This is a genomic window from Bradyrhizobium sp. USDA 4011, from assembly GCF_054063415.1.
The window spans coordinates 2,355,108-2,377,537 of the sequence record NZ_JBSSGG010000001.1 but is presented as its reverse complement, the minus strand read 5'-3'; the positions used below and the strand labels follow the sequence as shown (position 1 = coordinate 2,377,537).

Genomic DNA, 22,430 nt, shown 5'->3' with positions numbered 1-22,430 from the left:
CTGCGTCGTAAATTCGTTCTCGGCGCGTGGACCTGAAGTCAATCCCGAGAATGATCTGGCCCGTGGCCCTGTTTTCGCCGTTGAAGACTCGGGACGGAGAAGAAGCGGGGAGGAGGGCCTCCTCCCGCGTTTGGGACTTGGTCATGAACGATCCTTGGTGTAATGTCGTAACAGTACAGTGCCTGTTATACTGTTACACCTGAGACAGTCAAGGTGAGATGGAATGCACCGCGACCCAAATCCGCGCGGAACTCGCGTGCACGAGGAGATGCATGGTCACGCCGTTGGCGGCGACGCAGTTGAATCTCGCGCCCGCTCGTACGCGGTGTCGAAAGGGGTGCCGTTCACGCCGATGCGCCAAAGCGTGCTTGCCTTGCTCGCGACGTCCGGAAAGCCGATGAGCGCCTACGAGATCGCAGAGAAACTGAGCGATGCGCGAAAGCTCAAGACCGTGCAGGTCTACCGTGCGCTCGAATTTTTGCAGGAGGCAGGGTGCGTCCATCGGCTGGCGTCCCGCTCGGCCTATTTCGCCTGCGATCATCTGCACGGAGAAGGCGAAACGGTTGTCTTCATGGTTTGCGCGCAATGTGGCGCAGTTCAGGAGGCAGCGTCCGAACTGGTGGCGCGCGGCTTGCGGGGCGCAGCGAAAACAACCGGCTTCAGGCCCTGGCATCCGATGATCGAGGTGGAGGGCCAGTGTGCGGAATGCGCGGGTACGCCTGAACGCTAGCCCTCAAGGCTTGTGGCAGGATCGGTCAATCTCGCGGTCAGGCGCAAGGAATATTGCTGGCGAGCAGCGGCAAGCGTCGCACCCCGTCTGGGCTTCACTGCGGTGTCGATAGCTTTGGCGATTCTCTGTACCAGAGGTGTCTTGATCGGAAACGCTTTGGACAGTCACGCGATCGATCGGCGGGACGAGCGCACAAGCGCGAGGCCGCCAAGCACGGATGCGAGCGCCAGCACCAACATGGCCCGCCACCAGATGCTCCATCTGATTTCGCTTGCCGGCATCTCAATCCAATGCCATCGGGGCAATGATGACAGGTCACGCACGGTCATGGCGCGGCTTTCCAGGATTCTGGGAGAGAAATACTGCCGCCATCCGTTGTGAAAAGTTTCGGTCTGATCCTTGAACGCGAGGAAACGGCGTGAATCTGTGCCGGCGATGGAGGTCAGTGCTTCATTGACGAGAATCGCAGGCGATAGCCAGCTCAGTCGGTCGACAAGTTTTTGCTGTTGCAGCAGTTGCTGATCAAAGCGTTTCAAAAGCGGCTCTATTTGTTCGTCGACTTTTTGCTTGGCCAGAAAAAGCGCGCGCATGCGCGAGGGTACTTCGACGCGTTCGTCTTTCACCAGCAGCGCTTCCGGATCGGAGGCATAGCGGTAGTCCGCGCTATAGAGGTCCTCGTATTCCCGCAATGATTCCGCCGTCGCTACGCGCGTGCGGCTCGCCAATTCCGTGCGGGAAGGCGCCGGGCTGACCAAGCCGACGACAAGGTTCATTGTCACTGGCAAGATGAGCACAAAAAATGTCCAGGTCGCCACCGTGATCAGGGCATTCGTCGAAGAGGAATAACCGCTCGCGTTGACCAGAGCCGCGACCGCAAACCAGAACAAAGTATAAGCTGCGACCAGTGCTGACCACGAGAGCATCAAGGCTAGTTGCTCCGCGCCACGGGCTTCGGGGTGGATGAGAACCAGCGCGACAAGCGGTAGGGGAATGGCGACGGCCAGCAGCGCAAGCATGAGCACGACGATTTTCCCGGTCAGCAAGGTGCCGATGGCCAGAGGCTGCGAACAGAGCATGCGTAGGGTGCCATGTTCACGCTCCGCGCCGACAGCAGGTTATAGCCGAGCGTAGTGACCAGCAGAGGCAACACGAAAACGATGACGAAAGCGAGGTCGAAGTGCCCGCTGAGTAGGTTCCACGGATTTTCGATTTCCGTGTCGTACATAAACTGAACTTTGCTCAAATAGGTGATGCGATAATAGTTGGGCATCATGTCCGACTGCCCGATCGCCAGCGCCGCGAGCGGCGCGTTGGGCATTGTGGCGAAGCGACCGGACAGGGAGCCTGCCATCGCAGCCGGGTTCGCCGGATTGGAGAAAGGTATCAGCGCTGTTTTGCCTTCGAGGACGGACCGGAGCGTCTCACTATTTGCCGCTTGGGTCTCTTTTTCGTGTTTGAGGACGTGGGCGACCATGCGGCCGCGGAGCGTTGCTTGCGCCAGTCCCACAAATAGTCCGTAACCCAGCATGAGGGCCAGAACGCAACATACCGACGGCAGCGTGCGGTCGCGCAAAAGGATGCGGGCTTCATGCAGTACGATCAGCGACAAGTTCGAGAGCGGGCGATGCTTCATCGTTTCATCCGAATACCTAGCGCATCAGCGGACGCGTGAGCGCGTACAATGCGAGTGCGCCGGAGAGGCAGAACATGACGGCGAGCAGTACAAGGCTCGCCCAATGGTGCGCCAAGGCAAACGACGCAGACGGAAGTTCATATTTGAATTTCGGCACGCTCGCCCACAGCTCGGGACCGGCCTTATAGGTGAAGTGCGCATTGCCCAAGCGATCGGCGTGTTCGATCAGGTCCTCACTGACAATGTTTTGAATCGTCCGCCGCTGGGTTTCGGCCGCGGTTGAGAAGTCGCGATGTTGCGAAAAGTCCGTTCCCGCCATGCCCATCGAGAAGCCGCGGAGTGCGACAACCGGGGCAACGAGGCCGACCCACTCTTGCGCGCGCTGTTGACGCTCGAATGTATCCCAAAGCCTGCCGAAGTTTTCATCAAGTGCGCCGTAGCCAGCCTCGTCGTCAACCTTTAGCGCCGCCCCCCATTTGTTGAGTGGAACCGATGGATCCCACGGCATTCGCGCACCGAAATGAGCGGACCAGGCCTTGCGGCCAGCGTCTGCCACGTCGTGCGCGAGATGATTGTCGAAGTCGAGCCGGGACGGAGTAGGGTAAAGCAAAATCGCCGCCTCCGAGGCAGTGCGCGGAGCAATCAGCGTTGCCGCGACCCAGAAGCTCAGGAGCAAGACCAGGGCTGCCCGCGATGAACTTACAAGAGCGGATACCGCAAGCGTCAGAAATACGAAAAAGCCGAGATAGAGCCCATATCCCAAAGCGAGCCACGCGATCCGACAGACCACGTCGAGGCGCTCTCCAGCGGGTAGGCGAGCAACGATGAGCACCGCAAAGGCAATGCCGACTGGGGCAGTCAAAGCGCCAATGCCGCCCGCCAGTGCAGCCGCTTTGCCGAGGAGGAGACTTCGCGCGGGTACGCCTAGGCTGAGAAGCTGGCGCAACGTTCCACGTTCGCGTTCGCCACTCACGGCGTTGAAGCCGATGACGATAATGAGCAAGGGGACCAAAACCTGAAGTAGCCAGGCCGGCGATAGCTCGCCGAACCGCTGCAATCCGGTGGCATCCTGGGCCGGTCGGAACTTGAGTTCGCTCTGGCGATGCGCCTGAAGCCAGACGGTCGAGCCGACAAACGGCGCTATGCCGGGATCGAAGACGGTAAGCGATGGTTCAGGCTTGAACACGTGCATGCCCTGTTCCGCCGCATCGTGCGGGTGGCGATAGCCTTGGTGAAGCCAGGCATCGTAGTCGAGGGCCTGGCCGGCCGACCGTTCGCTATTCAGCTGAACCTGCCGATTCAACCCGGCCGCGAGAGCCACCAGCATGAGGACGACGACCAGACCTCCACCCCAGAGCAGGCGCCCGTCGCGGGCCAATTCACGCAGATCCTTAACGGCTATGATTGCGAACACGTCAATTCTTCATGTGCTTGAGGTACAGCATTTCAAGATCGGCGTGGCTGACGTCCTCGCTCCTGAGCTCCTCCACCAGCCGCCCATGCTTCATGATGCCGATGCGAGTCCCGGTCTGTTTCGCGTGGAAGAGATCGTGCGTCGTTGTAAACACCGCGACGCCGTTGTTGCTCGCCTTGACGAGAAGCTCGGAGAACTCGTTGGCTGCGGACGGGTCAAGTCCCGAGGTCGGCTCGTCGAGCAGGAGGGCTTTGGCGTTCTTGGCCAGCGCGATGGCAATGCCCACCTTCTGGCGCATGCCTTTCGAGTAGGTCGCGACCCTGTCATCGGCTGCTTGACGAGGCAGACCCGCGGCCTCAAGCAGCTCAAGCAGCCGCAGCCGCGGCAAGCGCTCACCGATGGCGAGCGAAGAGAAGAATGCCAGGTTTTCCAAACCTGTGAGCACGCCATAGAGCGTGACCTGTTCCGGGATATACGCGAGCAGCCGCTTCGTCTCGAGAGGCTGACGCACCACGTCAAGCTTGCCGATTTGCAGGCTACCGGATGTCGGTTGGAGAAAATTCAGGAACAGATTAACCAGCGTCGTCTTGCCGGCGCCGTTGGCCCCGAGCAGGCAGTAGATCTCGCCGGGCTGGACACCAAGCGAGACATTGTTCAGCGCGCTCTTGGCGCCGAACTGCTTCGTTACTTCAATAGCTTCGAGCATGGATCCCCTTGCCTCAATCGGCCACCGCGCGGCGATGGTGTGGTGTGCGGTCCGCCAGCAACAGTGGCGAGGGATCACGCTGTAAGCGATGAAACGGCCTCTTGACCAGTGTAACGTTATAACATTACAGCGCGCGCGCTGTGAAGCCTCGATATGGGACGAGGTGGTTTGGTGGGGGCGAGTGTGCGTTATCTGTTGAGTTCGGTTTCTCTTTCAACGCTTTTGATAGTGGCAGACCTTCTTTATCTTGGCGTGGTCCAGGCGCAAGCTCAGACGGTTCCGTCGTCAACCCAGCCAGCGACTTCATTGCCGGCGGTAACCGTTGATGCGCCACAGCAGCGAACAACGGCCCGAGTGGCGACGCCGTCGAGCGCGCAGAGAGGTCGAGTCTCGCGTGCGAGCAGAAATCCGCGACCACCAACCACTGCCGAAGCGTCACCGCAGTCGCAAGGGCAACAGCAAATGCCCGCGACGCCGCTCAACACCAATACGGTGACGCAGAGCGCGAGCCGCCTGGGACTAACCGCGCGGGAAACCCCAGCGACAGTTGAGGTCGTCGGCGCGGACGCGATTCGCGAGCAGGGCTACCACAACATGCTCGATACCGTTAAGGGCGCGACTGGCGTCCAGGCGGGAGATGCGCCGAACGACATCTCCTTTGCGATGCGCGGTTTCCAAGGCAATCAGATCAACGTGACCTACAACGGCATCAATATTGGGCCGACGGGCTTCACGGCCTTGACGATGGAGACCTTCAATCTCGACCATGTTGAATTCCTCAAGGGTCCGTCGTCGCTGATGTCTGGCGAAGGCGCGGTGGGTGGCGCCATCAATTACGTCACCAAGACGCCGCACACCGGCCCCATCCAGAACGAGGCATTTGTCGGATTCGATTCCTACGGCAGCTACCGGACCGGCTTTGGATCCGGCGGCAGTACCAAAATTCAGGGGCTCGATTATCGCTTCGATATCAGTCAGTCGAACGTGAATGGATTCATCGATGGTACCGACGCCAAGAACCTGCACGTGTCTGGGCAACTCGACTATCGCCTCTCGGACACCTTCAAGGTGTTCGCCGCAGCAGAATACAAGAACTATTACGGCCACATCTACGAAGGAACACCGCTCGTTCCCGTAGCATTTAGTGGTCCTTACGCGACCAACGGGGTCGTGTCGGGCACGAAGGTGTCAGATTACAACGGCACCAACCTCGGCGCTGTCACGATTGACAGCCGGACGCTCAACACGAACTACAATGTGCTGGACAACCACAAGACCATTGACGAGACGTGGTTCCGCTCCGGATTTGAATGGAATCTCGCGAACAGCGTCACGCTAAGAAGTCAGACTTACGAGTACAATTCGAGTCGCGACTGGTACAACAGCGAGGTCAGTGCCTTCAATACCATCGACAACAAGGTGGATCGCGAGCGCTTCTTCGTGCACCACAATCAGAACACCGTCGGCAACAATACCGACGTGACCTGGGACTCTCGTTTCTTCGGTTTGGAGAATCGCCTGGTCACCGGCGTCGAGGCCTACCATCTGGACTTTACCCGCCCCGCAGCTGCCAACTTTCCTTACGACCAGGTCAACCTGGTCGACCCCACCCGCGGTTATTACGGCCTGCTTACGACACAGCGTCAGACCGCCACCATCGACAGCATCGCATTCAACGTCGAAGATCGTCTGAAGTTGACGCCGACCTTCGCCCTGATCGGCGGCCTGCGCTATAATCCGTTCTCGCTCGATCGCGAGTCGACAAACGTGTACGGCGCAACGAAGGCCGGCTTTCCCTACTCGGCCGACTGGGACCCGGTCACAGGCCGAATCGGCTACACCTGGGAAGCGTTTCAGGGCACCGCGTTCTACAGCCAGTATGCCACGGCCAGCGATCTGTCAGGCGGAAGCATCTTTCTCTTGAGCCCAACGCAGAAGCTTGTGCTTACGGATGCGCGTAGCTACGAGACCGGCGTTAAGAACCTGTGGTGGAACGGCCGTGCCGAATGGACCTTTTCGGCCTTCGACATCGAGCGCAGCAATGTCTACACGGCGCAGGCCGGACAGACTCTCAACCTCGCAGGAAAGGTCAAATCGCAAGGTGTCGAGTTCGCTGTGGCGGTGCGGCCGGTCCCCGAGCTCAAGCTCTGGGGCAACGTCGCCTACGTCCACGCCCGTTATGCGGACTATGATTTCACCGGCGGCTCATTCTCCGGAAACGCACCGCCCAACATTCCTGCGTTGGTGGTGAACGGCGGGGCATCCTACCGCTTCCTTAATCCGGGCTGGCTGCCGGCCGAGGCTGGCTTCTCGGTGCGTCACGTCGGTGACCGCTATACCACCGATGCCAACACGGTGACGATGCTGGCTTATACGACGGCTGACGTATTTGCGTTCGTCGACATTCCCAAATCCCGGACGTTCCCCACATTCGACAACACGCGTGTCACTTTCCGGGTTCGAAATCTCACGGACAAGATATATGCCGCCTGGAGCGACCCATTCTACCCTGACCAGATTTTCCTGGGAGCACGGCGAACATACGAAATTGAGACGTCGTTCAAGTTCTGATGGTAGTCCGCCTACAGCGATTCCTGGTCCTTATCCATCGTTGGCTGAGCATTCCGCTGTGCCTGCTGTTCGCGATGTGGTTTGCATCCGGTATCGTGATGCACTTTGTGCCGTTTCCTGTGCTGACCGAAACCGAACGGTTCGCTGGACTACCGGCCATCGACGTCTCCGTGATAAAGCACAGCCCGGCCGAGGCCGTCGCAGCGAGCCTTCTCAAGGGCGTTACGCGAGTGCGCTTGTGGCAGCGCAGCGACGGTCCTGTCTACCTGGTGTCTACGTCCTCCGGCATGAAAGCCTTGCGTGCCGACGATTTGCGCGCGGCCGATGTCGGGTCCGAGCTGGTTGCTGTGGCCATCGCGTCAGAGCATGCGCGTTTACGCGGCTTCGCTTCCGCTTCCACTACATTGGTTCGGCTGGCCGAATATGATCAATGGACGGTACCGAACAGCTTCGATCCTTATCGACCTCTCTATCGCGTTGCCCTGAACGATCGTGCGGGAACGGAGCTTTACGTCTCCTCGCGCACCGGTGAGATCGTAAGCGACTCGACGCGCAGTGAGCGTGCATGGAACTACGTTGGAAGCATCGCGCATTGGATCTACCCGACCGTACTGCGCAGAAACTGGGCAGTCTGGAACGTTACGGTCTGGTGGCTATCCCTTGCTGCTGTCCTCGCGGCATTGTCGGGCGTTATCGTGGGTCTGTTTCGTCTCAAGCGCGCGCGAGGCCGTATCGTATCTCCTTACCGACGATGGCATGCTTGGCATCACTGGCTCGGATTGACGTGCGCCGTTTTCGTCATGACTTGGATTGTCAGCGGGTGGCTATCGATGGACCATGGCCGTCTCTTTTCCACCGGCGCGCTGACCACATCGGAAGCGGATCGGATTGCCGGCACGGCGGCTTGGGAAAGTCTGACGTCAATAGGAGTCGCCCCACCTACCACCCGAGAAATCGAATGGTTCGCTCTCGGCGCCCGTATCTATCGGCGTATTCGAGCGGTGATCGACACTCAGCAGCTTTCCCTCGTCGATCCGGTGTCACGTGCGTCGTCTTCCTCGTTCTTGCAGGCCGACGAAGTCAACGCCGCCATCGTCCACGCGCTCGGAGGCTGCTCGAGCACGTCCGTCGTGACGCGAGGCGATGAATATATCATCGCATCTGACGCTGCAGCGGCTCCAGTCTATCGGTCCATCTGCGGAGAGGTCTGGTACCAAGTCGATGGCGCCAGCGGCGCCAACCTGGAAAAGCTTGATCCACAACGTCGAAGCTATCGCTGGCTGTATCGCGCGCTGCACACCCTCGACTTTTCCGTCTTGATGGCGCGCCCAGAACTGCGTACGACCCTCGTTGTTGTTCTATGCGCTTTGGGCGCAGCGTTCAGCGTCACCGGGATCCTGATTGCCTGGCGGCGACTGCGATTGGAATTTCGCTGACTCCATCGAAATGATCTGCCCGTGCTCAGCTGGCGGAGCCTCTATCGCCGGGCCGGGAAACAGCGAGGTTGCAAGCGCTCGCAAAGGGGAAACCCGTGACTCTGACGAGAGCTTCTCAAAACTGCCAACTGGCCGTCGATATGCCTCGCAAGCCGACCGCTGCGGAATGATCTTGGCCATGGCGCAGATGTGGAATCTGCTCGCGGGTGATGCCAGTCTCGTCTCGTTCGGCCAAGGTGTTTGTCGGAATCAGGGCCTCTTTGGGATCACCGACGAGCTCGATGTGTCCCCCTATTTGGGGTCTGCCGATCGCGCCGCTTGCCTGCGCGGTGTTTGCCGCCGTGATTGCGCTGCAGCTGTTCGACCTGTTCCACGAATCCCAAAATCCCCACATGATGTAGCCGTAGGCCTCCCATCAAAGTCATGGACCGTGGCTACGTCTTGCCACGGTCCGCGCTAGGACAGGGCGGGCCTGTGCCCGCTGCGACGGGGAAATTCCTCGTAGCGCTCACTCACACTGCGGCTGATTCGCTAGGGGAGATCAGGCCAGTGTCAGGCGACCGTGATCGTCACAATGGTCACCGTGGGCGTGATGCAAGCGTCCGTCGACGAGATAGTCGATGTGGTCCCCATGGGGCACTGCCTCATGTCCACAACCGGGGCCGTGGGTATGAGAGGCGCATTTCGTATCGGGCGTGCAGCGCACAGGGTTTGCGGCGCTGACAGCGATCACATGCTCATCGACATGATCGCCATGCATGTGATGCAGGTGACCGTCGTGCAGATAGTCGACATGGCCGTCATGTCGGACGGCGGTATGTCCGCAGTTCGGGCCATGTTGATGGGTGTGGTTGGCATGATGCTTCTCGTTACACGCGCTCATTGTTCATTCCTTCCGTATTGATCTCGAACTGCCCGAGATCAGATGTTGTGCCTTTCGGCGGCATGTTCGATGGCGCTCTCAACCAGTCGAAGAACATGGTCATCGGAGAGCGCATAGTAGATATGCTTTGCCTCTCGCCTGCGCTTGACCAGCCGCACCGCATGGAGCGTCTTCAGGCGCGCCGATACCGTGGTCAAATTCTCGTCTTCCAACTCCGCCAGTTCCGACACACAGACTTCGCCGCTGGCGAGGTGGGCCAGCAAACGCAACCGGGCTGGATCGCCGAGCGCCCGAAACATCGCAGACGCCTCCTCAAGCTGGAGGTCGTTCGGCAGTTTTGCGATCGGCCGTGGAGAATGGTGATGCGTATAGCGAGCCATTCATACTCCATCAGTCCAACGATCCATGGATTAATAGTTGGACTTGGTGCTGTCAAGCCCGACGTGGAGGCGGCGGCCTTGAGTTGAAGGCGCTCGCGCAGACCCACCTGAGTTGGACCTTCAACGGCGTGGACCCTGCCAATGAGATGCTCAAGGTCGCCGCGAAGACGCTGGGAACCCTAACTTCGCGCGTCGTCTGTCTCCCGCTGTCGAGGTACGTCGCGTTCGCAATTGCCTCCGGTGTGGATACTGAGCGCGCCCAGGCAATGCGCGGGATCATCGAGGCCAATCTGAATATGCTCAACCCCGAGCAGGACGAAGCGATTCTGCGTGAGGCTGGATTCTCCAACATATGTCAGTTCTACGCCGCCTTCACTTGGCGAGGATGGGTGGCGCACGGCTGATCCGCTTCGCATCTGTCAAGCTCCACGAGCGGTTTGGCGACGCCAATTGCGAGCCAGTGATTCCCGAGCCAGACGTAGCATTTCTCCCGTCTGCTACATTGACGAGGTCTGATTCCAGCCCGCAGCCCAGCGCGCATCCGTGCGCCGGCACAGAACGGTGGGTCCCAAGCGTCGTATCGTGCTTTAAACCCGATGACGATGGTGAATGCAGCGCCAGCCTTGCAATGAGACAAACTCAAGGGGTAACTAGACCCGAATTCGGCGATCGGATCTTAGTGACAGCGTCGGGGAGGCATACGCTCCTAAAAGGTGGATGCTAGGAGCCAACCATCACGTCAGGTCGTCTTGATCGCCTCCAAAAGCCTTCACCAAATCCTTCAACGTCACTTCGGGAATCGGTTTATGGATGCGGGCCAGACGCGGCTTCTCGCCGTTGATGAGTACCGCGACGACTGTCTCGGTGTCGGGGCAATCCCTATCGCTGCAATTCAATTCGGTAACGGAAATTGTGACTTCTTCCGTCAGGTCCAGGTGCCGGCGCGCCTCTTCCTTCAACCGCGCGACGGATTCCGGGTACCCAATCTTCGATTTGCGGGCGAACGGATTTACAAATGACGATGACATGTCGTGCTTCAACCCGACTGTTCAATTCGGTCCTTGCATTGCGGGACTAGACTTGGCAGGCCTCAAATCCAGTGCGCAACACGTCTTCCGGCAAATTTCTTCCGATGAAGACGAGGCGGCTCTCGCGCGGCTCGGTCTCTTTCCAAGGCCGCTGTGGGGCGCCATCGATCAGCATGTGCACGCCCTGGACGACAAACCGGTCGGGGTCATCCCTGAAAGCCAGAATGCCCTTCATGCGAAGGATATCCATGCCCAGTTTCTGGACGATCATCTGGATCCATGGCAGGAAACGATCGGGGTCCAAGTCTCGGCTTGATTTCAGCGACAAGCTCTTGACGTGACTGTCGTGCTCATGCGCGTGCGTTTCATTCATGAAGTCGGGCTCGAATTCCAGGATCCGATTCAGATCGAACGCATCCATGCCCATGACCTTGCCGAGGTCGACTGAGCACTTCTCGGTGTGATGTAGCTTGGCGTATGGGTTGATCTGGCGGATGCGCGCTTCAACTTGCTTGATTTCGTCAGAGGTGACCAGATCGGTCTTATTGACGAGAATGACATCGGCAAATGCGATCTGTTCCTGCGCCTCGTGCGCGCTCTCGATCTCGCCAAGCAGGTGCTTGGCGTCGATCACGGTCACGATCGCGTCGAGCTTCGTCCTCTTGCGAACCTCTTCGTCGACTATGAACGTTTGCGCAACCGGCGCGGGATCGGCCAAGCCCGTTGTTTCAACAATGATGCCGTCGAATTTGCCCTTGCGCTTCATCAAGCCTTCTATGATGCGGATGAGATCTCCACGAACGGTGCAGCAGATGCAGCCGTTGTTCATTTCGAAGATCTCTTCATCGGCGTTGACGATGAGATCGTTGTCGATGCCGACTTCGCCAAATTCGTTGACTATCACCGCATAGCGCTTCCCGTGGGTTTCGGTCAGAATGCGGTTCAACAACGTGGTCTTGCCCGATCCGAGATAACCCGTGAGAACAGTGACGGGCGTTTGAACGTCGAGGTTTGTCATCATGAACACTCCGGGTCTGACGGGCCAAAAATCTACACGGTCTCGTCCAGTCTATGAACGGATAGTATAATATACGATACGAGCCAACAACGGTTATTCGGATAGCGCGGAGATCATGGTCCGGAGGTTGGAACGAAACATGTCAAGATAGGTCGGTGCGGGGCCGTCGGGGGCCGAAAGAGAATCCGAGTAGAGCGTCCCACCGATAACCGCGCCGGTCTCGCTGGAAAGTTGACCAACAAGCCGAGGATCAGTGACATTCTCCAGAAAGACGGCCGGGATTCTTTCGGTTTTGATCTGACGTACAATCCTGGCGAGGTCCTGCGCCGAAGGTGCGCTTTCGGTGCTGATACCTTCGGGGGCAATGAACTCGAAGCCGTAGGCGGCACCGAAATAGCCGAACGCATCATGCGTGGTAATGATTTTGCGCCGCTCCGCCGGAATCTTGGCGGCTGCGGCTCTCACCTCCGCATCGAGCTTGTCGATTTCAGCAATCAATCTTTCGGCATTCGTCTCGAATGTCGCCTTGTCGTTGGGATCTGCCTTAGCCAAGCCATCCCGTATGTTTGCAACATAGATCTTGCCGTTCTGCAGATCCTGCCAGGCATGCGGATCGGTCACCCTGGTGCTGTGTTCCACCATTTCCCGCGGCTTGACGCCGGCGCTTGCTGTTACAAGGACGCCATGAAAGCCGGAAGCGTCCTGCAGTCGAGGCATCCAGCCTTCCAGTCCCAGGCCATTCATAACAAGGACCTTCGCGTCTCCGAGATGTCTGGCATCAGAAGGCGTGGGATGGAACGTGTGAGCATCGCCATTGGGCGCCACGAGCGTCATCACGGCTACGCGGTCGCCACCGACTTCGCGGGCGAGATCGCCGAGAATGGAAAATGATGTGACTACCAGGATCTTGTCGGAAGCATTCGCCGGATGTTCCCAGCCAGCAAGCGCTGATACAAGCAAGGCGGTCAATATGCTGATCATCGCTCGATTTTGTTTCATGAGCTGCGTCCTCCAGGACAAACTGCATCAGGCTTCGAGATGGCGCACCGGAAGCAACTTAGTGAGGACACTGCCGCGCGGACCAAAGAGCATGGAAAGAACATAACTCCCACCACAGGTGACGACGATGGTCGGGCCAGAAGCCATGTTCAGGTAATACGAGAGAAGGAGGCCAACGTAGCAGCTTGCAAGGGCGAAGATGACGGCGAACAGGAGAAGCTGGAAGACTTCGTCGGCCCAAAATCGCGCGGTCGCGGCGGGCAGGAGCATGATGCCGACGGCCATCAGGGTGCCAAGTGCGTTGAAGCTTCCCACGAGGCTCAACACTACCAGGGCAAGAAAGGAAAGATGCACAACAGAACTGGAGCGGCTCACGGAGCGCAGGAATTGTGCATCGATGCACTCCACGACGAGGGGGCGGTAGATGATCGCCAGTCCGGTCATGCTGATGGTTGCGATGGCACCCATCACAAGCAGGGATTTGTCGTCAAGCGAGAGCACGGTGCCGAACAGGACCTGCATGAGATCGACATTTGAGCCACGAGCAGAAACGATGAGGACTCCAGCTGCAAGGGACATCAGGTAGAATGCCGCTAGGCTTGCATCCTCCTTGAGAACGGTGGATCGGCTGACCGCTCCGGCAAGGAGCGCAACGCTCAGGCCTGCGATCAAGCCGCCTGCGGACATGGCCGACAGGGAGAATCCCGCGACCAGATAGCCAATCGCGACCCCAGGCAGGATTGCGTGGCTCATCGCGTCCCCCATCAAGCTCATCCGTCGAAGCATCAAGAATACGCCGATCGGCGGGGCGCCTAGCGACAGCGCAAAGCATCCGACCAGCGCCCGGCGCATGAAGGAGAACTCGACGAATGGCTCGATAAGAAGATCGATCATGACTTCCTTTGCGCCTCATGCTCTCCACGCTGACACACCTCGGCATTCTCGTCCCACGCCTCGCACAGGTGACGCGCGCGCCTGAGATTGTCGTCCGTCAGGACGGCCGCGCTGTCGCCCCAGGCAACCAGCTCGCGTGCGAGCAACAGAGTTTGCGGAAAATTCGCTCGTGCCTGGTCGAGGTCATGGACTGCCGCGATGATGGTTCGTCCTTCCTCGTGCCATCTCTGGATGATTGCGATCAGGTCCGACACCGTCCGGCTATCGATCGCAGCAAAGGGTTCATCGAGCAGGATAATCGACGCATTTTGCAGCATTAGTCGTGCAAACAGGGCCCGTTGTAACTGGCCGCCGGAAAGGGAGCCAATCAGGCGGTCTTCGAAGCCGGCAAGGCCGACCAAGTCGAGCGCCTGCCTCGCGCGCAGCTCCAGTTGCGTATCAAGGGGGCGCCAACCGCCAATCTCGTGCCACAGACCCATCGAGACCAGATCGAACAATCGCAGCGGAAAGCTTCGATCGATTTCCTTCAGTTGCGGCAAATACGCGAAGTCGCGCGGATTTGCTCCCTTGCGGTTGAGTTTTCCCTGCAGCGGCTTGATATCCCCAATGATGCCTTTGAGCAGGGTCGATTTGCCTGCGCCATTCGGACCGACGAGGGCAATGAGATCGCCTCGCGCGACGGTGCCGTTGAGATGGTGCACTGCCGGATGCCGATCGTATCCGAGCGTCAGTTCCTCGAATGAGAGAGCGACGCTCTTCGGCTTCGAAGGAACGGAATGTACGACGGCCGGCATCATGATCCGACGACCAGCGCAATTGCCAACCAAAGGATAGCTGCCAACATCGCGACCGGAATCAGCCGGTGAGCGACACCGGTGCGCAGCGGCGAAAAGCGAAGCCGCGACGTATCGTTGTCGCGGATCGCGGCCGGCTCGGAGTTCGCGGCCGTCATTGTGCCCAACCCCTTCGTTCGAAAATGTTGTGCACGGCGTCCACTCATTGACGTTACATTATAACAGTCGCTTCTATCGAAGTGGCCGTCAAGGCCTGCGTCTGCAAAGGAGAGAAAATGAAAACAGGCGGGTTCGGCCAATTCCGACGACGGTCCTGCCAGTTTATTTCGGATAGATGCGTCGGCGTGCAAACAGAAACTGTCGCCCCGTATAAGGGATTGCAATCGCGATGGCCGGCGCGCTGATGTTCCGACAGGTGGTTTGAGACCGACAGCACAGCTGCCCCCACCGCGATCGCAAACGCTGCAGCAATCAGCACAAGCGCGACGGGCGCAGCTCTTGGTCTCTTCAATCCGGCCAACGCATCGAACAATTGTTGGACGGCCTCGGGATCGATATCCCGACAGATAACGACAAGGCGAGTTCGGCGATCCTCGGAGGGCCATTGTTCAAGACGGTGGAAGGGATAGACCGTGTGCTGCACCACATGAATCAAAATTGGTCGATCGACATCATCTGAAACTGCAATTAGGCCCTTGACGCGCAACAGCCGGTCGCCGGCAGCGCTCTGGAGCAGGAAGAGAAATCCATCCAGATCCGTCTGTGAGACCGGTTGGTCTCTGATGATGCTGAACGTCTGTATTCGGCCGGCGTGGCGGCCCTTGGAGGTTGCGGCATGCTCGCCCGACTGCTCGGCTGCGAGCACGCGATCTAGCGCAAGCCAGTCTTCAACGTCCTCCTTGCGTTGCGCAGTCACGAATTCGCGAGCCTCGAACAGATGCGCGATGGCGAATCCGGCGCCGTGTCGGTCAATAACCTTCGCGGTCGGATTGATGTCGGCAATCTGCCGGCGCAGGTCCTCAATCGGGCTCCCTGCCAAGTCTGTCTTGGTCAGGACGATGCGATCGGCAAATGCAATCTGCTTGAGGCACTCGAAATGTCGCTCCAGCGTTTGTTCAGCAGCCAGGACATCCACGGCGCAGACAAAACCCGCCAGATGAAACCGCCGAGCCACCACGTGATCGCGCAAACCCGTGGCAGGCGTGCCGCCAGGAATGAGTTGGTTGACCACGGGGGCTGGATCCGCAAGACCGGTCGTCTCGACGATCACCCTTGAAAAGCTGCGGCCGAGTTGCTTTTGGACGTTCTCATGGAGTTCGAAGAGCGAGGTTCTGATGTCGCTGCCGGCGGTGCAGCACAGGCAGCCCGTCGTCGTGATCATCATCTCGCGTTCGCCGACGCGGACAAGATCGTGGTCGATCGAGATGTCACCGAATTCGTTGATGATGACGGCGGTGTCGCCGAATGCCGGGTCGCGGAGAAGGTCGTTCAAAAGCGTCGATTTGCCGGCGCCGAGAAACCCGGAAAGCACGATTACGGGTGTCGATTGTGGCGCCACCATCTAGGCGTGCGATCCCACGCACGCATTGCATTGTCCCTTGAGTTCAATAACTGCGGTTTCGATCTTGAAACCATGTTTGTCGGCTGTTGCTCTGAGACGCCGAAAGGCATCGGCTTCATCGAGTTCTTCCACATTGCCGCAGTCGCGACAGATTGCGAACACCGCAGCCCCATGCCGATGCTGGGGGTCAACGCAGGCGACATAGGCGTTGATTGTCTCAAGCCGGTGAGCAGCTCCCTGTTCGATCAGCTTGTTGAGTGCGCGATAGACCGTCGGCGGCGCCGAAATCTCATGCTTGCGGGCGGCATCAAGGACTTCATAGGCCGTCATGGGCCCTCCTGCCGTCTGGAGGATACGCAAAATCTGCTGATGTTTGGGCGCCTTGGCATTCGCGCGCTTCATTGAGGTCTCCTCAACTCTTCAAACGGCGGTTGACGGATGTTATAATATACGACTAAACCTGCGGCACAAGTCGCAGAGGCTCATGATGGCTCATCAAAATCTTCCCGTCACCGTTCTTTCCGGGTTCCTTGGCGCAGGCAAGACGACGCTCTTGAACCACATGCTCGCCAACCGCGAGGGACGCCGGATCGCTGTGATCGTCAACGACATGAGCGAGGTCAACATCGATGCGGAGCTTGTGCGCCAGGATGGGGGCCTGACGCGGACCGATGAAACGCTGGTCGAAATGACCAATGGCTGCATCTGTTGCACGCTCCGCGAGGATCTGCTGGTCGAAGTCCGGAAACTAGCTTCGAGCGGCCGCTTCGATGCCTTGGTGATTGAGTTCGACCGGAGTTGGGGAACCGCTGCCGGTCGCGGCCACTTTCGAATTCCGGGACGAGGAGGGCGCCAGCCTTTCCGATGTTGCTCGCCTTGACACCATGGTGACGGTCGTGGATGCGGCCAGTCTGCTTGCGAACTACTCCAGCCAGGACTTCCTTCGGGATCGGGGCGAAGTTGCCGGCCCCGAGGACCAGAGGGCGCTCGTCGACCTTCTGGTCGAGCAAATCGAGTTTGCCGACGTGATCGTGCTCAACAAGGTTTCGGCGGCCTCTCCGGAGCATCTCGAGATCGCGCGCGCGATCGTCCGGTCCCTGAATTCCGATGCCAGAATAATCGAGACAGATTTCGCGACTGTGCCTCTCGATCAGGTACTGGGAACCAATTCCTTCGATTTCGAGAAAGCTCATCGCCACCCGCTCTGGTTCAAGGAGCTTAACGGCTTCAAGGACCACCTCCCGGAAACCGAGGAATATGGCGTGCGGTCCTTCGTCTATCGTGCCCGCCGTCCGTTTCATCCCGGACGTTTCCAGGCATTCTGCAATGAACCCTGGCCGGGGGTCATTCGCGCCAAGGGATTCTTCTGGCTCGCGACGCGCCCGAATTTTGTCGGCGAACTGGCGCTTGCCGGAGCCATTGTCCGAACGTCGAAACGGGGGCTGTGGTGGTCGGCTGTCCCGCAGCAGAGATGGCCCGAGGATCCCGGTTGGCGGCAGAGCATGAAGCCCTATCTCGACCCGGTTTGGGGCGACCGGCGGCAGGAGATCGTGATCATCGGGATCGATCCGATGGACGAGGCGTCCATCCGCCGCCGTCTCGACAGCTGCCTGGTCGGAGAGCCCGATCATTTCACGCCGGAAGCATGGGGCTGTTTGCCAGACCCATTCCCGTCCTGGACAAAGGACGCCGCATGACAAACCGAATGATCGGCCGCTCGTGGGAAGAGCTGCTGCACACGCCCGAAGAGATGGACGCGTCAGTAGTACCGCCCCGCTTTGACGAAGCGCGCGATCACATCGGCTTGGCAATCGAACGCATCGAGCGGGCAGGCATTCCGGCTGAAACGCTTCACGCCGTCTTGATGAGCGAGACGTTGCCGCGCTTGATCCATGAGCACGGCCCGCTCTGGGTCGCTGCCATGCTTGCACAGTTTTCTTCGGCGCTCATTCGTGACGCGGGATCCAAGCATCAATAGACAAGAGTATCGAAGCCCGAGTGAGATTGGGGTGTCATGATGCCACGATATGCGCTTCTCCTCACCGTCATCGTGACGCTGTTTGGGATTCAGAGCGCCAGCGCTGGGAAAAAGCTCGACGTCGTCGCGACTTTCTCCATCCTTGGCGATCTCGTGAAAAATGTCGGCGGCGACCGGGTCTGCGTCAATACGCTTGTCGGGCCGGACGGCAACACTCACGTCTATACACCATCGCCTGCGGACGCAAAGAAGCTCGCCGACGCAGATGTCATCGTCGTGAACGGCTTGGGGCTTGAGGGGTGGTTGGACAGGCTAATCAATGCCTCTGGCACAAAGGCGGCGATCATTGTTGCAACCACGCGGATCAAACCGAAAGAGAGAGCCGGGAAGGCGGATGATGACGGTCATGGCAGCACCGATCCTCATGCTTGGCAATCGGTTGCGAATGCAAAAACCTACGTCGAAAACATTCGCGATGGGTTAGTTGCGGCCGACCCCGAGGGCAAGGGGGCGTATGAGGAGAACGCACGGGAATATCTCGCCCGTCTCGACCAGCTCGATCGTGATGTACGATCGACGATTTCAACCATCCCAGCCGACAAGCGGCTCATCGTTACAAATCATCGCGCGTTCGGATATTTCGAGCGGGAGTATGGCATCAAGTTTGCCTCACCTCAGGGTCTTTCGACAGAAGCTGAACCATCCGCGAAAGGCATGGCATCGATCATTATTGCTATCAGGCAGAGTAAGGCACCTGCGGTATTTCTGGAAAACGTTACGGACCCGCGGCTAATGCAGCAGATTGCCACGGAAACCGGTGCCAGAATTGGAGGCACGCTGTACTCTGACGCTCTCACGGATGAAAAAGGCGATGCGTCCACATATATTGATCTTGTTCGGCACAATCTAAGGCAACTGTCCTCCGCACTTTCAAACTGAATCGGGAAAATCGCATTCTCGATGGCGCGGTCGTATGTTCAATAGGATTGACTGGCTCTTGTGAATCGTACGATCCGACTAAATCCGCGACTCGCAGCCGTCGCCGCAGTTGCCATCGGCTGTTGCTGCTGGATGCTGCCAGATTCCGCGGCAGCCCACATCGCCTCGACGGGCTCCGGCGGCTTCGGAAGCGGGTTTGTCCATCCGCTCACCGGACCAGACCATTTTCTTGCGATGTTCGCCGTCGGCCTGTGGGGCGCCCAGATGGGCGGTCGGCCGGTTTGGACGCTGCCGGTGACATTCCCGCTGATCATGGCTGCCGGCGGCGCTGCCGGAATGTTCGGCCTGCCGCTTCCGGGCGGGGAGATCGGCATCGCGCTCTCGATTCTCGCGCTGGGCCTGGCAATCACTTTTGCCTGGAATCCCGCGGAAGGGATAGCGCTCTGTTTGATAGCGGTTTTTGCGATCTGTCATGGATACGCGCACGGAGCTGAGTTGCCCCTTGCGGCCGATCCGGTCGACTACATCATTGGCTTCGTCGTCGCGACGGGCCTGATCCACGTCTTTGGTATCGGCGTCGGGCTTGGACTAGGCAAGCCGTTTGGGGGGCGCCTGGCTCGCGGGCTGGGAGTGCTGATCGGGCTTGGCGGAGTTTACTTCCTTGTCCCAGCGCTCTCCGTCAGGTGAACGTCTTGTCGACGTCCTCGCCGCTGCGGGAAAATGGAGTGGCCCCGCACTGGTCGCTCTCGGATTGCTCGGGGCGTCGGCAATAGCGATGCTTCCCACTGCGGGACGCAGCATGCTCGCGTGGTGGATATTATCGACTGCGCTCGCACCCGAGCGGGTGCTCCCGCTGGTCGGGCTCGGCGTCGCCTTCGCACTGGTGGACCGCAATTACAGTCTCGGAGCACTCGCGCTGCTCGGCGGCGGCGTGGCTGTCGGCTTTTTCAGTCGAGACTGGCTGCTGTCGGCCGTGGCGGCAATTCCAGGGGCAACAAGCCACCATTTCCTGACGGTGACAATCTCCAGCGTGACCGTCGGCGTCGCACTTGCGCTGCCCGATGGGCGACTGCGTTCAAGGCTTCTGCTCGTCGCCGCCGTCGTCGCCGGAAGCATGCTGGCGGTGACGATCCAGGTGACGGACCCCAGCCTTCACGATATTTCGATCCCCGTGGCGGGAGTGGTCGTCGGGTTTTGGATCATCGCGGCCGTTGCGCTGACCGCACGGGCGTTCCGGCGGGACTGGTTTGCGATTCCAGCGCGCATTCTCGGCAGTTGGCTCATTGCCATCGGCCTGCTCTATGGCGGGGTGTCGCTGATACCGAAACATAAGTCCGAATCGCCACTGCCCGCCGGTCCGGCGCCGAATCTCGTTCCGGACCCAGGGGCAGGTCGCCTGGCTCCCGAGCTCCAGCCGCAGAGCCCGCCCTAGCATTCCGGTCCTTAAAGGCTCTAGCTCGATCGTGTCCCAGCACGCGCCTTTAGGTCCGCAAGGCCACAATTAGCTTGCAATTGCCCTGCGACTTGGCGACGATTCCCAAATCAGATACCTGCAGCATGAGAAGCGTTAGAATAGCCTTCTGACAGGATTGACATTGGACGGATATCGTTCGAGGCCGACATAGCGTGACTGTCAATTTCGGAAGACTGTAACTTCGTCGATGGGAGTCGAAGGTGATCCGGCGGGGCGGCGTCTACTTCATTGCAATTGCTGCAGGCATCGTCCTTCAGGCGCGCGCCGCGCACGCTCACCCCCATGTGTGGATCAAAGTTGCCAGTGAAATCGTCTATGATGCGGATGGAGCAATCAAGGGCATCCGGCACGCTTGGGCCTTCGATGATATGTTTACAACCTATGCGCTTCAGGGGATCCACGCCAAGACGAGCGGCGCTTACAGTCGCGAAGAACTGGACCCACTCGCGCGAACAAACATCAAATCGCTCAAGGATGCCGACTATTTCACCTCCGTAGAGGTTGACGGAAGAGAGCAGAAGCTTGCCGACCCGATCGACTATTATTTCGAATACAACAACGAGGCGTTGGTCCTGCATTTCACCCTTCCGTTTCAAACGCCGGCCAAGCCAAAACAACTTGCGCTGGAGATATTCGATCCAGACTATTTCATCGAGTTTGCGTTGCAGGAACGAGAGCCGGTCCGGCTGGTCGGCGCACCCGCCGGGTGTACGATGACGATCCACAGTCCGACCGACGACGAGAGCACGGAGAAGCTCAAGGGGCAAAATTCATCAGGGAATGCCAATAGCAGTCTCGGAGCCGCATTTGCTGACCAGATCAGGGTCGATTGTCCGTGAGACTGCCTAGCATTAGAACCCTGGCGACGGTTTCGGCCATTTTGCTCGTGGCTGCAGGGATGGATGGCCTGTCGCATGTCTTGATGGCGCAGAATCCGTTTGGAGGTACGCCGCGATCAGGCCTCGACCCGCAGACGAGCGGTGTTGTCGGCTGGCTTCTGAGGAAGCAGTCGGAATTTTATCGAGAGATTTCCTCCACTATTCGGGCCGCCAGGACCAGCGGCAGCGCGGTCTGGTCGCTGCTTGCCATCTCGTTTCTGTACGGCATCTTCCATGCCGCAGGTCCAGGGCATGGGAAGGCAGTGATTTCATCGTACCTCGTTGCCAATGGTGAGACCGCCCGACGAGGCATCATATTGTCTTTTGCTTCGGCCCTTATGCAGTCGCTGGTTGCTGTGGTGATTGTCGGCGCAGGGGCCTGGATCCTGAATGTGACGGCAAGATCCATGTGCGGCGCGGAGCGCGTGATTGAGATCGCGAGCTATGGTTTCATTGCCGTCTTTGGTGCTCGGCTGGCCTGGACGAAGGGCTGGGCGCTCATCCGCGTGTTACGCGTTTCGCGAGTATCGACCGTCACTGCGGCGCCGGCATTCGCGTATGCCTCGTCTGAGCGCTACAACGCCGCCGAGCATGGCCGAACGGAAACTCGATTTCTACATGCCGCCATGCCCGCGGACGAGCGGTATTCCCATGAACAAGACGATCGACCCACGAGGCAGCTGCACATTCACGACGAACATTGTGGGCATTCGCACGGTCCGCAGCCGGGCGACTTGGCGGGTCCCGGCGGCTGGGGACGCGGGGTCGGCGCTCTTCTTACCGTCGGTATGCGACCCTGTTCCGGTGCACTCCTGGTGTTGGTATTCGCTCTGGCCCAAGGTCTGTTTTGGGCGGGCATAGCCGCCACTTTCGTAATGGGATTGGGGACCGCAATCACGGTTGCGACGATCGCCATTATTTCGGTCTATGCCAAAAGTGTGGCGGTTCGTCTGATGACAAGACGCAACGCAGGATCGGCATTGGTGTCCGGAGGTCTGGAATTCGCGGCCGCCGGTCTCGTTCTGCTCTTCGGTGTCGGACTGCTGTTCGGATACGTTGCCGCTGAGCGTGTAACCTGCTTTTGAGGAAAGCGAGGTTCGTGCTGACAGCCGAG

24 protein-coding genes and 1 pseudogene are annotated in these 22,430 nt (G+C 59.1%); 12 read left to right on the top strand and 13 right to left on the bottom strand.

Features of this window, described 5'->3' with window-relative positions; all coding sequences use genetic code 11:
- Nucleotides 1-256: 256 nt before the first annotated feature.
- Entirely contained in the window at nt 257-730 is a 474-nt protein-coding gene (locus ACVW1C_RS11085; protein ID WP_456758451.1) for a transcriptional repressor, read from the top strand.
- 164 nt (nt 731-894) lie between these two features.
- Here the strand turns inward: ACVW1C_RS11085 and ACVW1C_RS11080 are convergent, their stop codons facing one another.
- The 4 genes from ACVW1C_RS11080 to ACVW1C_RS11065 are packed head-to-tail and all read right to left on the bottom strand — an operon-like array spanning nt 895 to nt 4,483.
- Nucleotides 895-1,806, bottom strand: coding sequence for a DUF3526 domain-containing protein (locus ACVW1C_RS11080; protein ID WP_456758450.1), 912 nt, complete (start codon nt 1,804-1,806; stop codon nt 895-897).
- Nucleotides 1,767-2,363 (bottom strand): hypothetical protein, encoded by a 597-nt coding sequence (locus ACVW1C_RS11075; RefSeq protein WP_456758449.1) that lies wholly within the window; start codon nt 2,361-2,363, stop codon nt 1,767-1,769. The genes ACVW1C_RS11080 and ACVW1C_RS11075 overlap by 40 nt, the downstream gene beginning before the upstream one ends.
- 16 nt (nt 2,364-2,379) lie before the next feature.
- Nucleotides 2,380-3,777 carry an ABC transporter permease subunit gene (locus tag ACVW1C_RS11070; RefSeq protein ID WP_456758448.1) on the bottom strand — a complete coding sequence of 466 codons (1,398 nt, stop codon included), beginning with the start codon at nt 3,775-3,777 and terminating at the stop codon, nt 2,380-2,382.
- Between the two features lies 1 nt (nt 3,778).
- On the bottom strand, nt 3,779-4,483 hold the full coding sequence (locus ACVW1C_RS11065) for an ABC transporter ATP-binding protein (protein ID WP_456758447.1): 705 nt from the start codon (nt 4,481-4,483) through the stop codon (nt 3,779-3,781).
- A gap of 153 nt (nt 4,484-4,636) precedes the next feature.
- Here ACVW1C_RS11065 and ACVW1C_RS11060 point away from each other — a divergent pair, with 153 nt between their 5' ends.
- The 3 genes from ACVW1C_RS11060 (at nt 4,637) to ACVW1C_RS11050 (ending at nt 9,394) form a co-directional block, all read left to right on the top strand.
- The gene (locus tag ACVW1C_RS11060) at nt 4,637-7,054 is read left to right on the top strand and encodes a TonB-dependent receptor domain-containing protein (protein WP_456758446.1); all 2,418 of its coding nucleotides are present in this window, start codon (nt 4,637-4,639) and stop codon (nt 7,052-7,054) included.
- Nucleotides 7,054-8,490 carry a PepSY domain-containing protein gene (locus ACVW1C_RS11055; protein WP_456758445.1) on the top strand — a complete coding sequence of 479 codons (1,437 nt, stop codon included), beginning with the start codon at nt 7,054-7,056 and terminating at the stop codon, nt 8,488-8,490. Before ACVW1C_RS11060 ends, ACVW1C_RS11055 begins: the two co-directional genes overlap by 1 nt.
- A 574-nt stretch (nt 8,491-9,064) precedes the next feature.
- Nucleotides 9,065-9,394, top strand: a complete 330-nt coding sequence (locus ACVW1C_RS11050) for a hypothetical protein (protein WP_456758444.1) — start codon at nt 9,065-9,067, stop codon at nt 9,392-9,394.
- Between the two features lie 17 nt (nt 9,395-9,411).
- Here the strand turns inward: ACVW1C_RS11050 and ACVW1C_RS11045 are convergent, their stop codons facing one another.
- Nucleotides 9,412-9,672 (bottom strand): ArsR/SmtB family transcription factor, encoded by a 261-nt coding sequence (locus tag ACVW1C_RS11045; protein WP_456758443.1) that lies wholly within the window; start codon nt 9,670-9,672, stop codon nt 9,412-9,414.
- Between the two features lie 164 nt (nt 9,673-9,836).
- Here ACVW1C_RS11045 and ACVW1C_RS11040 point away from each other — a divergent pair, with 164 nt between their 5' ends.
- On the top strand, nt 9,837-10,157 hold the full coding sequence (locus ACVW1C_RS11040; protein ID WP_456758442.1) for a hypothetical protein: 321 nt from the start codon (nt 9,837-9,839) through the stop codon (nt 10,155-10,157).
- 330 nt (nt 10,158-10,487) lie between these two features.
- On the opposite strand, the gene ACVW1C_RS11035 is transcribed toward ACVW1C_RS11040, so the two are convergent.
- The 8 genes from ACVW1C_RS11035 to ACVW1C_RS11000 form a co-directional block, all read right to left on the bottom strand.
- Nucleotides 10,488-10,781 (bottom strand): nitrate reductase, encoded by a 294-nt coding sequence (locus ACVW1C_RS11035; RefSeq protein WP_456730838.1) that lies wholly within the window; start codon nt 10,779-10,781, stop codon nt 10,488-10,490.
- Between the two features lie 46 nt (nt 10,782-10,827).
- Nucleotides 10,828-11,799, bottom strand: coding sequence for a CobW family GTP-binding protein (locus ACVW1C_RS11030; RefSeq protein ID WP_456758441.1), 972 nt, complete (start codon nt 11,797-11,799; stop codon nt 10,828-10,830).
- Between the two features lie 93 nt (nt 11,800-11,892).
- Nucleotides 11,893-12,798 carry a metal ABC transporter substrate-binding protein gene (locus ACVW1C_RS11025; RefSeq protein ID WP_456758440.1) on the bottom strand — a complete coding sequence of 302 codons (906 nt, stop codon included), beginning with the start codon at nt 12,796-12,798 and terminating at the stop codon, nt 11,893-11,895.
- Between the two features lie 27 nt (nt 12,799-12,825).
- Complete coding sequence (locus ACVW1C_RS11020; RefSeq protein ID WP_456758439.1) at nt 12,826-13,692, bottom strand: metal ABC transporter permease; 867 nt, start codon at nt 13,690-13,692, stop codon at nt 12,826-12,828.
- Complete coding sequence (locus tag ACVW1C_RS11015) at nt 13,689-14,489, bottom strand: metal ABC transporter ATP-binding protein (protein ID WP_456758438.1); 801 nt, start codon at nt 14,487-14,489, stop codon at nt 13,689-13,691. Before ACVW1C_RS11015 ends, ACVW1C_RS11020 begins: the two co-directional genes overlap by 4 nt.
- On the bottom strand, nt 14,486-14,644 hold the full coding sequence (locus ACVW1C_RS11010) for a hypothetical protein (protein WP_456758437.1): 159 nt from the start codon (nt 14,642-14,644) through the stop codon (nt 14,486-14,488). Before ACVW1C_RS11010 ends, ACVW1C_RS11015 begins: the two co-directional genes overlap by 4 nt.
- A 53-nt stretch (nt 14,645-14,697) precedes the next feature.
- Nucleotides 14,698-16,047 (bottom strand): CobW family GTP-binding protein, encoded by a 1,350-nt coding sequence (locus ACVW1C_RS11005; RefSeq protein ID WP_456758436.1) that lies wholly within the window; start codon nt 16,045-16,047, stop codon nt 14,698-14,700.
- Nucleotides 16,048-16,449, bottom strand: a complete 402-nt coding sequence (locus tag ACVW1C_RS11000; RefSeq protein ID WP_456758435.1) for a Fur family transcriptional regulator — start codon at nt 16,447-16,449, stop codon at nt 16,048-16,050.
- An 85-nt stretch (nt 16,450-16,534) separates the two neighbouring features.
- Here ACVW1C_RS11000 and ACVW1C_RS10995 point away from each other — a divergent pair.
- The 7 genes and pseudogenes from ACVW1C_RS10995 to ACVW1C_RS10965 all read left to right on the top strand — a co-directional run bounded on the left by ACVW1C_RS10995 (nt 16,535) and on the right by ACVW1C_RS10965 (nt 22,401).
- Nucleotides 16,535-17,744, top strand: a pseudogene (locus ACVW1C_RS10995) (GTP-binding protein).
- Nucleotides 17,741-18,025 carry a hypothetical protein gene (locus tag ACVW1C_RS10990; RefSeq protein WP_456758434.1) on the top strand — a complete coding sequence of 95 codons (285 nt, stop codon included), beginning with the start codon at nt 17,741-17,743 and terminating at the stop codon, nt 18,023-18,025. Before ACVW1C_RS10995 ends, ACVW1C_RS10990 begins: the two are co-directional and overlap by 4 nt.
- Nucleotides 18,026-18,064: 39 nt before the next feature.
- The gene (locus tag ACVW1C_RS10985) at nt 18,065-18,964 is read left to right on the top strand and encodes a metal ABC transporter substrate-binding protein (RefSeq protein WP_456763049.1); all 900 of its coding nucleotides are present in this window, start codon (nt 18,065-18,067) and stop codon (nt 18,962-18,964) included.
- A 132-nt stretch (nt 18,965-19,096) separates the two neighbouring features.
- On the top strand, nt 19,097-19,651 hold the full coding sequence (locus ACVW1C_RS10980) for a HupE/UreJ family protein (protein ID WP_456758433.1): 555 nt from the start codon (nt 19,097-19,099) through the stop codon (nt 19,649-19,651).
- Between the two features lie 112 nt (nt 19,652-19,763).
- Entirely contained in the window at nt 19,764-20,396 is a 633-nt protein-coding gene (locus tag ACVW1C_RS10975) for a hypothetical protein (protein WP_456758432.1), read from the top strand.
- A 245-nt stretch (nt 20,397-20,641) separates the two neighbouring features.
- Entirely contained in the window at nt 20,642-21,277 is a 636-nt protein-coding gene (locus tag ACVW1C_RS10970; protein WP_456763048.1) for a DUF1007 family protein, read from the top strand.
- Nucleotides 21,278-21,336: 59 nt separating this feature from the next.
- Nucleotides 21,337-22,401 carry a nickel/cobalt transporter gene (locus tag ACVW1C_RS10965; RefSeq protein WP_456758431.1) on the top strand — a complete coding sequence of 355 codons (1,065 nt, stop codon included), beginning with the start codon at nt 21,337-21,339 and terminating at the stop codon, nt 22,399-22,401.
- The last annotated feature ends 29 nt before the right edge of the window (nt 22,402-22,430 follow it).

What these genes read in the sequence shown, in the direction of transcription:
- ACVW1C_RS11015 (WP_456758438.1), bottom strand. Translation starts at nt 14,489, where the DNA reads ATGATGCCGGCCGTCGTACATTCCGTTCCTTCGAAGCCGAAGAGCGTC.
- ACVW1C_RS10990 (WP_456758434.1), top strand. Translation starts at nt 17,741, where the DNA reads ATGACAAACCGAATGATCGGCCGCTCGTGGGAAGAGCTGCTGCACACG.
- ACVW1C_RS10985 (WP_456763049.1), top strand. Translation starts at nt 18,065, where the DNA reads ATGCCACGATATGCGCTTCTCCTCACCGTCATCGTGACGCTGTTTGGG.
- ACVW1C_RS10980 (WP_456758433.1), top strand. Translation starts at nt 19,097, where the DNA reads ATGCTGCCAGATTCCGCGGCAGCCCACATCGCCTCGACGGGCTCCGGC.
- ACVW1C_RS11080 (WP_456758450.1), bottom strand. Translation starts at nt 1,806, where the DNA reads ATGCTCTGTTCGCAGCCTCTGGCCATCGGCACCTTGCTGACCGGGAAA.
- ACVW1C_RS11005 (WP_456758436.1), bottom strand. Translation starts at nt 16,047, where the DNA reads ATGGTGGCGCCACAATCGACACCCGTAATCGTGCTTTCCGGGTTTCTC.
- ACVW1C_RS11035 (WP_456730838.1), bottom strand. Translation starts at nt 10,781, where the DNA reads ATGTCATCGTCATTTGTAAATCCGTTCGCCCGCAAATCGAAGATTGGG.
- ACVW1C_RS11065 (WP_456758447.1), bottom strand. Translation starts at nt 4,483, where the DNA reads ATGCTCGAAGCTATTGAAGTAACGAAGCAGTTCGGCGCCAAGAGCGCG.
- ACVW1C_RS11055 (WP_456758445.1), top strand. Translation starts at nt 7,054, where the DNA reads ATGGTAGTCCGCCTACAGCGATTCCTGGTCCTTATCCATCGTTGGCTG.
- ACVW1C_RS10975 (WP_456758432.1), top strand. Translation starts at nt 19,764, where the DNA reads ATGCTCGCGTGGTGGATATTATCGACTGCGCTCGCACCCGAGCGGGTG.
- ACVW1C_RS11030 (WP_456758441.1), bottom strand. Translation starts at nt 11,799, where the DNA reads ATGACAAACCTCGACGTTCAAACGCCCGTCACTGTTCTCACGGGTTAT.
- ACVW1C_RS11025 (WP_456758440.1), bottom strand. Translation starts at nt 12,798, where the DNA reads ATGAAACAAAATCGAGCGATGATCAGCATATTGACCGCCTTGCTTGTA.
- ACVW1C_RS11075 (WP_456758449.1), bottom strand. Translation starts at nt 2,363, where the DNA reads ATGAAGCATCGCCCGCTCTCGAACTTGTCGCTGATCGTACTGCATGAA.
- ACVW1C_RS11060 (WP_456758446.1), top strand. Translation starts at nt 4,637, where the DNA reads ATGGGACGAGGTGGTTTGGTGGGGGCGAGTGTGCGTTATCTGTTGAGT.
- ACVW1C_RS11000 (WP_456758435.1), bottom strand. Translation starts at nt 16,449, where the DNA reads ATGAAGCGCGCGAATGCCAAGGCGCCCAAACATCAGCAGATTTTGCGT.
- ACVW1C_RS10965 (WP_456758431.1), top strand. Translation starts at nt 21,337, where the DNA reads ATGGATGGCCTGTCGCATGTCTTGATGGCGCAGAATCCGTTTGGAGGT.
- ACVW1C_RS11050 (WP_456758444.1), top strand. Translation starts at nt 9,065, where the DNA reads ATGGTCACCGTGGGCGTGATGCAAGCGTCCGTCGACGAGATAGTCGAT.
- ACVW1C_RS11010 (WP_456758437.1), bottom strand. Translation starts at nt 14,644, where the DNA reads ATGACGGCCGCGAACTCCGAGCCGGCCGCGATCCGCGACAACGATACG.
- ACVW1C_RS11045 (WP_456758443.1), bottom strand. Translation starts at nt 9,672, where the DNA reads ATGTTTCGGGCGCTCGGCGATCCAGCCCGGTTGCGTTTGCTGGCCCAC.
- ACVW1C_RS11020 (WP_456758439.1), bottom strand. Translation starts at nt 13,692, where the DNA reads ATGATCGATCTTCTTATCGAGCCATTCGTCGAGTTCTCCTTCATGCGC.